The organism is Hymenobacter elongatus (assembly GCF_004745955.1).
In the GTDB taxonomy this organism is placed as follows: domain Bacteria; phylum Bacteroidota; class Bacteroidia; order Cytophagales; family Hymenobacteraceae; genus Hymenobacter; species Hymenobacter elongatus.
The window spans coordinates 1-6,845 of record NZ_SRLD01000077.1 but is presented as its reverse complement, the minus strand read 5'-3'; the positions used below and the strand labels follow the sequence as shown (position 1 = coordinate 6,845).

Here is a 6,845-nt window from a genome sequence, read left to right as displayed (position 1 = left end):
AAAGCTGCAAAACCTACAAAACCTACTCCACCAAGATGATGCCTTACTGGCTGCCGTGCACCAGCGGGCACGAGCTAATACCCCCAAGCACCCCCGGCCGCACGCCCCTTAACCTGCCAAAGTAGAGGTACAATGTGCCTGGGAATTATGATGCTTCGACAGGCGGCCGTTCTGTTGCTTCTCACAAAGCCCCCGCGTTTTCAGCCCTGCGGAATATCGGCCTGTAGATGCTGGGCCAGCGCCACCGCCTGCTGCCGCAGCTCCGGCACCGCCGTCGATTCGAAATAGGCGGGCCGGCGGCTTGGGCCCAGCGTGAAGAATATCGTGGACGCCCGGCCCTGCATATCGAGCAGTGCTCCGTGCTCATCCGTTTGAATGCCCAACTGCAGCGCATCGGGCACCAGGTGACCCGCACTGCGCAGGCTGTTTGCCAACGGATCCTGAACCCGACTGTAGTTCAAGAGCGGGCCCGTGCAGGAAATAACGTGCCGCACCACCAGCTGCTCCTGCTCCCCCCGCCGACTGATACTGACTTCCAGATCGGGGCCAGCGGGCTGAATGTCCGTTACCCGGCCCAGGCGCAGCTGCACGGTGCCTGCGTCCAGCATTTGCTGCACGGCCAGCGTATTCTGGGGCGGGCTGCGGTGCCGCACCACCGACCAGATGGAAGCCACGTGCCGCAGAAACCGCGCCTGTTCCACCTCGGGCCATGCCTGCCAGATGCGCCCCAGGTCGGGCCGCAGCGAGTCGATAACGGGCCGCCAGTCGAGGCCCTGCGCGGCCGCCGCCCGGGTGTGCTGCCGAACCACGCGTACCACGTCGGCTACTGTCGTCAGGCTGGCTAGCTCGGTGGCGTAAAAGCTGGGGTAGCTTTGGCCCAGCGGCCCGTGCACCGTGGGCCAGCGGCCATTGCGCGACACCACCGTGACGGTGCCGTGGTGCCCATCGGCGGCCAGCCCCAGCAGCACATCCACTGCCGTTAGTCCCGAGCCGATTAGCAATACTGTGTGGTCGGGCTGGATATTTTGGAGCGCCTGCGGGCCCCAGGGGTTGCTGTGGTAGGTGGGGCTGGCCCGAACGGCCGGACTGATGCGCAGGTCGGGGGCCGGCGGGAAGTTGCCCAATGCCAGCACGACCTGGTGGCTGTTGATTTCGTGTCCGTCGGCCAGCCGTACCGTAGCCGAAGCGCCGTCGGGGGCTAGGGTAGCCGCTACGGCTTTCTGATGGTGGAAGAAAAACCGCATCCCCGTTGCCGAGGGCCAGGCCAACACTTCTTCGGTGAGGTGCTGCAGATAGCGCCCATACGTCTGGCGGGAGCAGAAGCCGCCCGCGCACACCGGGGCGTTGGTGGTACGCAGCCAGTCGGCAAAATGCGTGGGCTCGTGCGGAAAGGCGCTCAGAAACGGTGCCCGCACATTGAGCAGGTATTCTTTGCGCCGTGCCGAATACGCCAGGCCCGGCCCTGGCGTGGCGCGCGGCTCCACTATGTGCACGTCGCAGGCATAGGGGCCGCCCGTGAGCCGGGCGAGCTGCACCAACAGCATGGAGCCGGAGAAGCCTCCGCCCAGAATCGTAATGGTTCTTTGTGACACCGTGGCTGGTTGTGGGGTAGGAGCAGCGCGCAATTGCGGGGAGAAAATGCGCTAAAAAATCCGTTCTGGGAAATAGAGCCGTTCCCAGCTCCGCAAAACTGGCCGCCGGAACGCAAGCCGCCCGGCCGTATAGCTACGACCGGGCGGCAGAAAAAGACGAAATGCCCGCAGCAGACCGCTGCACACTAGCCGGAATGCTACAGGTACTGGCCCGGGATGAGGTAGTTGCGCACGTAGTCGTCGATGCCGTCTTCGAGCCGGGTGAAGGGGCGGTCGTAGCCGATGCCGCGCAGCTTCTGCATTTCGGCCTGGGTGAAGTACTGATAGGTGTCGCGAATATCCTCGGGCGTGTCGCGGAAGTGGATGTCGGCGGTACGGTCCAGGGCTTTGAACGTGTTGAGCGTCAGGTCGAGGAAGGTGCGGGCTTCGCCGGCCCCGAGGTTGTAGATGCCCGAATGCTGGCGGTTGCGCATCAAAAAGTAGCACACTTCCACCACGTCCTTCACGTACACGAAGTCCCGCTTCTGCTCGCCGTCGGCAAAGTCCGGGTTGTGCGAGCGGAACAGCGTCATCGACCCCGTTTGCCGGATTTGCTCGAAGGCATGAAAAATCACCGAAGCCATGCGGCCCTTGTGATATTCATTGGGCCCGTATACATTGAAAAACTTGAGTCCCGCCCAGAAAAACGGCTTTTCCGGCTGATTCATGGCCCAGTTGTCGAAGTCATTTTTTGAGTCGCCGTACGGGTTCAGGGGCTTCAGTAGCGGCAGTAGTGCGTCTTCGTCGGAGTAGCCCAGCGTGCCCGAGCCGTAGGTAGCCGCCGACGACGCATACACCAGCGGCAGCTGATACTGGCAGCAGGCGCGCCACATTTTCTGCGAATACTCCACATTGAGCAGGTCAAACACTGCGCGGTCCTGCTCGGCGGTATCGGTGCGGGCGCCCAGGTGGAAGATGAACTCCACCTCCGCGTGGTTTTTGTCGAGCCACTCAAAAAACTCGTTGCGGTCCACGTATTCGCGCAGGCGCTTGCCTTTGAGGTTGGCAAGCTTGCGCTCCACGGCGAAATTATCCACCACCACGATATCGTTGAAATTGGCGGCGTTCAGGCGGGTAACAAGGCAGCTGGCAATAAAGCCGGCCGCTCCGGTGACAACAATCATAAGGTTGGTATTTTGGCCAAAAGTAGGGAAAAACGATGGGTGGCTCCGCGCTGCTGTGCCCCAACAGCTCCGTTTTGCCACGACGGTTCCCGCAGAGGTACGCAGAGGCCGGCGCAGAGGACGCCGAGTCCCGACGAAAAGCAGCTGGTGCTTGCGTGCCCCGCACTACCTTTGGCCCATGACGCGTTTGCTCTCCCGGCTCTTTATCGGCCTTCCGTTGCTCGTTCTGCTCATTGGCTGTCACTCTGACGACAAACCGGCGGCGGCGGCGGCGGCTGAAACGTCGCAGCACGTCACCGACGACCTCGGCCACTCGCTTACCATTCCGGCTCACCCGCGCCGTATCATGTCCCTGGCCGCGTCCATGACGGAAATGCTCTACGCCGTGGCCGATACCGCTACTATCATAGCCCGCACCCAGGTCTGTGATTTTCCTGCGGCGGCCCTGCGCAAGCCCGTCATCAACAGCTACCCGCTCGATCTGGAAGGCCTCGTGGCGTTGCACCCCGATGTGGTATTTACCGTGGAAGGCATTACCTCGCTCGATGATATTGCCCGCCTGGAAAAGCTCGGCATCCCGGTGTATTGCCAGCGCTACACGAAAGTAACCGACATTATGCGCGGCCTCACCGACCTGGGCCGCCTGCTGGGCCGCGCCCCCCAGGCCCACAAAATCACCGATTCGCTGGCCGCCAAGCTGAAAACGCTGGAGCAGGAGGTGGCCGTCAGCGCAACGCGGCCCCGCGTGCTGGCCATCACCTGGCAAGACCCGATTTACGTCTACGGCGAGAATACGCTCTTCACCGACCGGATTCGTCTCGCCGGGGGCCAGAATGCCGTAACCGAGCACTTTCCCCAGCCTTACCCGGCTCTTACCCGCGAGTATATTCTCAAGCTCAACCCCGACGTGCTCATCGGCGGCAGCTTCGGCAAGCTGGATAGCACGTTTTTCAAAAATTACCCGGAGCTGAAACGCATCAAAGCCTACCAGAACCGCCGCGTCTACGGCATCACGGGTAGCCTGATGGAGCGCCCCAGTCCCCGCGTCGTGGAGGCGGTGCGGGAGCTGCAACACTTGTTACGCATGCCATGACGCGCCGCGCCGTCCCCTGGATTCTGGCCAGCCTGGCGCTGATGGTGCTGCTGGTCGTGCTGGGCCTGCGCATCGGCAGCTTCGCCACCGACTACGCCTTCATTGCCCACACGCTGCTGCACTATACCCCCGCCGACCCGGTGCAGCTGGCATTGGTCGAGCTGCGGCTGCCGCGCATCGTTATGGCGTTGCTGGCCGGGGCCGGCCTGGCCGTGAGCGGCTATCTGATGCAGGCCATGGTCAATAACGCGCTGGCTGACCCTTACCTGCTGGGGACGGCCTCGGGTGCTTCGCTGGGCGCTATTCTCTGCTATTCTCTGCTCACTACTTTAACCGTGGGAGGTGTGTACCTGCCACCCGTGGCCGCGCTGGTGGGGGCGCTGGTCACTACGCTCATTGTTGTGGCATTGGGTAGCCAGCGCGGCCAGCTTATTCCGGGTCAGCTGCTGCTCGCGGGTGTGGCCATCAGCTCCCTCACCGCCGCTTTGGGTGGGCTGCTCACCTTTATGTCTAGTTCCGAAGGCAAGCTGCGAACGGTCGTATTCTGGGCCATGGGCAGCTTCGAGCGGGCCGGCTGGGACGTGCTGCCGTATCCGGCCGGGGCCCTGGCGGCGGCGCTGGTGCTGCTCGTTTTCCTGCAAAAAGACCTTAACGTGCTGCTGCTGGGCGAGGAGCGAGCCCAAACCCTGGGCGTGCACGTAGCCCGCACCCGCTGGATTCTGGTCGTGACGGCGGCCACGCTTACGGGCTGCGTAGTGGCGCTGTGTGGCCCCGTGGGCTTCGTGGGCCTGATGATTCCGCACCTGACGCGCTGGCTGCTGGGCGTTACGGGCAAGGCCAACTTGCTGTTCTGCGCCCTGCTCGGGGCCGACTTCCTGCTGGGCTGCGACCTGCTGGCCCGGCTGCTCTATCCGCCGGCCGGCTTACCGGTAGGGCTTATCACGGCCTTATTCGGCGTACCGTTCTTCGTATATTTGCTGCGCAAAAAGCGCGTGACGCTTTAACACTGGTGCCCGCTGCTGCCTGCTCCGCCGCTGATTATGTCAGCCTGGCCGGGGCTTCTCAGCAGGCAACCACTCCACTTCAGTACCCCAACGAATGATTTACGTCAGCCGGCAGGAGCATTTCAACGCCGCTCACAAGCTCTACAACCCCACCTGGACCGCAGAGCGCAATACAGAAGTATTCGGACCTTGCTCCAATGCCAACTGGCACGGCCACAACTACGACCTCATCGTGACCGTGAAAGGTCAGCCAGCCCCCGAAACCGGCTTCGTCATCGACCTTAAGCAGCTTAGCACCCTCATCCGGGAGCACATCGTGGATCAGGTAGACCACAAAAACCTCAACCTCGACGTCCCTTTCATGGCCGGCCAGCTGGCCAGCACTGAGAATCTGGTGGTGGCATTCTGGCAAATTCTGGCCCGCGAAATCCCCAAAATTTCCACTGCCCAGCTCCACTGCATCAAACTCTACGAAACGCCCCGCAACTTCGTAGAATATTACGGCGAGTAGAATGCCGTAATTGGCAGTGTCCTGCTTCATCTGGCGTCCGCGCAGTCGAAGCCTCTCTTCCGCCACAGTACTCCGATTACCATTGCAGTAGAGAGGCTGCGGCAAGCGCAGCAGGACAGCCGCAATAAGTTTTGAATAGGCCATCAACCGCCGCATTTCAACCCAATGAAATATTACTTGATTGCTGGTGAGCGTTCCGGCGACTTCCACGCCGCCCACCTCATGCGCGAGCTGCGGCAGCAAGACCCGGCCGCCGAATTCCGCGGCTGGGGCGGCGACATGATGCAGGAGCAGGGCGGCACGCTTGTGCACCACTACCAGGAAATGGCCATTATGGGCTTCTGGGAAGCGGCTACCAGTATTCTTAAGTTTCGGGGCTACCTCAAGGAGTGCCAGCGCGACATCATGGCCTACCAGCCCGATGTCGTGATTCTGGTCGATTACGCTGGGTTCAACCTGCGGGTCGCCAAGTTTGCCAAGGCCCAGGGCTTCAAAGTGTTCTACTATATCTCGCCCAAAATCTGGGCCTGGAACCAGGGTCGCGTGCATACCGTGAAGGCCTTGGTCGATAAAATGTTCGTCATTCTGCCCTTCGAAGCCGAGTTCTACCAGCGCTTCGACTACCAGGTCGACTACATCGGCAACCCTACCGTCGATGCCATTGCCGACCACCAGCCCTCCACCGACTTCCACCAGCGCAACAGCCTCGACCCCGCCCGGCCCATTATTGCCGTGCTGCCCGGCTCCCGTAAGCAGGAAATTGAGGAGATGCTCTACGAAATGACGGCCATCATCCCGCCCTTTCTGGACTATCAGTTCGTGGTGGCCGGCGTCACCAACCTCGACCGGAACTACTACGCCAACTTCGAGCGCAACAACGTCCGCATCCTCTTCGACGAAACTTACGACCTGCTCACCCATGCCAAGGCGGCCCTGGTCACCAGCGGCACCGCTACCCTCGAAACCGCTCTGTTCGACGTGCCCCAGGTGGTGTGCTACCGTACCAGCGCCGTTTCCTACGCCATTGGCAAGGCCGTTATTAAAGTGCCTTACATTTCCCTGGTCAACCTCATTGCCGGTAAGGAAGTTGTGAAAGAGCTGATTCAAGGCGAATTCAATTCCCGCAACCTCGTCACCGAACTCAAAAAAGTATTGCAGGACGACGCGTTTATTGCGCAGCAAAAAGCCGGTTACGCCGAGCTGCGCGAGAAGCTGGGGCGCAACAACGCGGCGAAGAAAGCGGCGGAGCTGATGGTGGGATATTTGAAGAAGTAAGCCAGTACTGGACTAAAATCGGTTTATGAACTATTGTTGCCTCTGCCTTATAGCGGTTTCGTGAACAGTGTGGCCAGTTGCTACCGAGCCGGTACGTGATAGCCGCAGTGGGCAAACCAGTGGCGGGCATCGGGGCTGCTGATCCAGGCGATGGCCTCGTGCAAGGCCGCCTTGAGGGCCTGCTCGGTGCGGGCCTGCGCGGCCCGC

At 61.5% G+C, this 6,845-nt stretch carries 6 protein-coding genes; 4 read left to right on the top strand and 2 right to left on the bottom strand.

Annotated elements, in window-relative coordinates; translation table 11 throughout:
* Positions 1–200: 200 nt before the first annotated feature.
* Both E5J99_RS20510 and rfaD read right to left on the bottom strand, forming a co-directional pair.
* On the bottom strand, positions 201–1,592 hold the full coding sequence (locus E5J99_RS20510) for an FAD/NAD(P)-binding protein (RefSeq protein WP_135499677.1): 1,392 nt from the start codon (positions 1,590–1,592) through the stop codon (positions 201–203).
* A gap of 197 nt (positions 1,593–1,789) precedes the next feature.
* Positions 1,790–2,755 carry an ADP-glyceromanno-heptose 6-epimerase gene (rfaD, locus tag E5J99_RS20505; RefSeq protein WP_135499676.1) on the bottom strand — a complete coding sequence of 322 codons (966 nt, stop codon included), beginning with the start codon at positions 2,753–2,755 and terminating at the stop codon, positions 1,790–1,792.
* 178 nt (positions 2,756–2,933) lie between these two features.
* Here rfaD and E5J99_RS20500 point away from each other — a divergent pair, with 178 nt between their 5' ends.
* From E5J99_RS20500 to lpxB, 4 genes are all read left to right on the top strand, one after another.
* Positions 2,934–3,848 (top strand): ABC transporter substrate-binding protein, encoded by a 915-nt coding sequence (locus E5J99_RS20500; RefSeq protein ID WP_135499675.1) that lies wholly within the window; start codon positions 2,934–2,936, stop codon positions 3,846–3,848.
* Positions 3,845–4,852 carry a FecCD family ABC transporter permease gene (locus E5J99_RS20495; RefSeq protein ID WP_135499674.1) on the top strand — a complete coding sequence of 336 codons (1,008 nt, stop codon included), beginning with the start codon at positions 3,845–3,847 and terminating at the stop codon, positions 4,850–4,852. Before E5J99_RS20500 ends, E5J99_RS20495 begins: the two co-directional genes overlap by 4 nt.
* A 94-nt stretch (positions 4,853–4,946) precedes the next feature.
* On the top strand, positions 4,947–5,363 hold the full coding sequence (locus E5J99_RS20490) for a 6-pyruvoyl trahydropterin synthase family protein (RefSeq protein WP_135499673.1): 417 nt from the start codon (positions 4,947–4,949) through the stop codon (positions 5,361–5,363).
* A 165-nt stretch (positions 5,364–5,528) separates the two neighbouring features.
* On the top strand, positions 5,529–6,638 hold the full coding sequence (gene lpxB, locus E5J99_RS20485; RefSeq protein WP_135499672.1) for a lipid-A-disaccharide synthase: 1,110 nt from the start codon (positions 5,529–5,531) through the stop codon (positions 6,636–6,638).
* Positions 6,639–6,845: the final 207 nt, after the last annotated feature.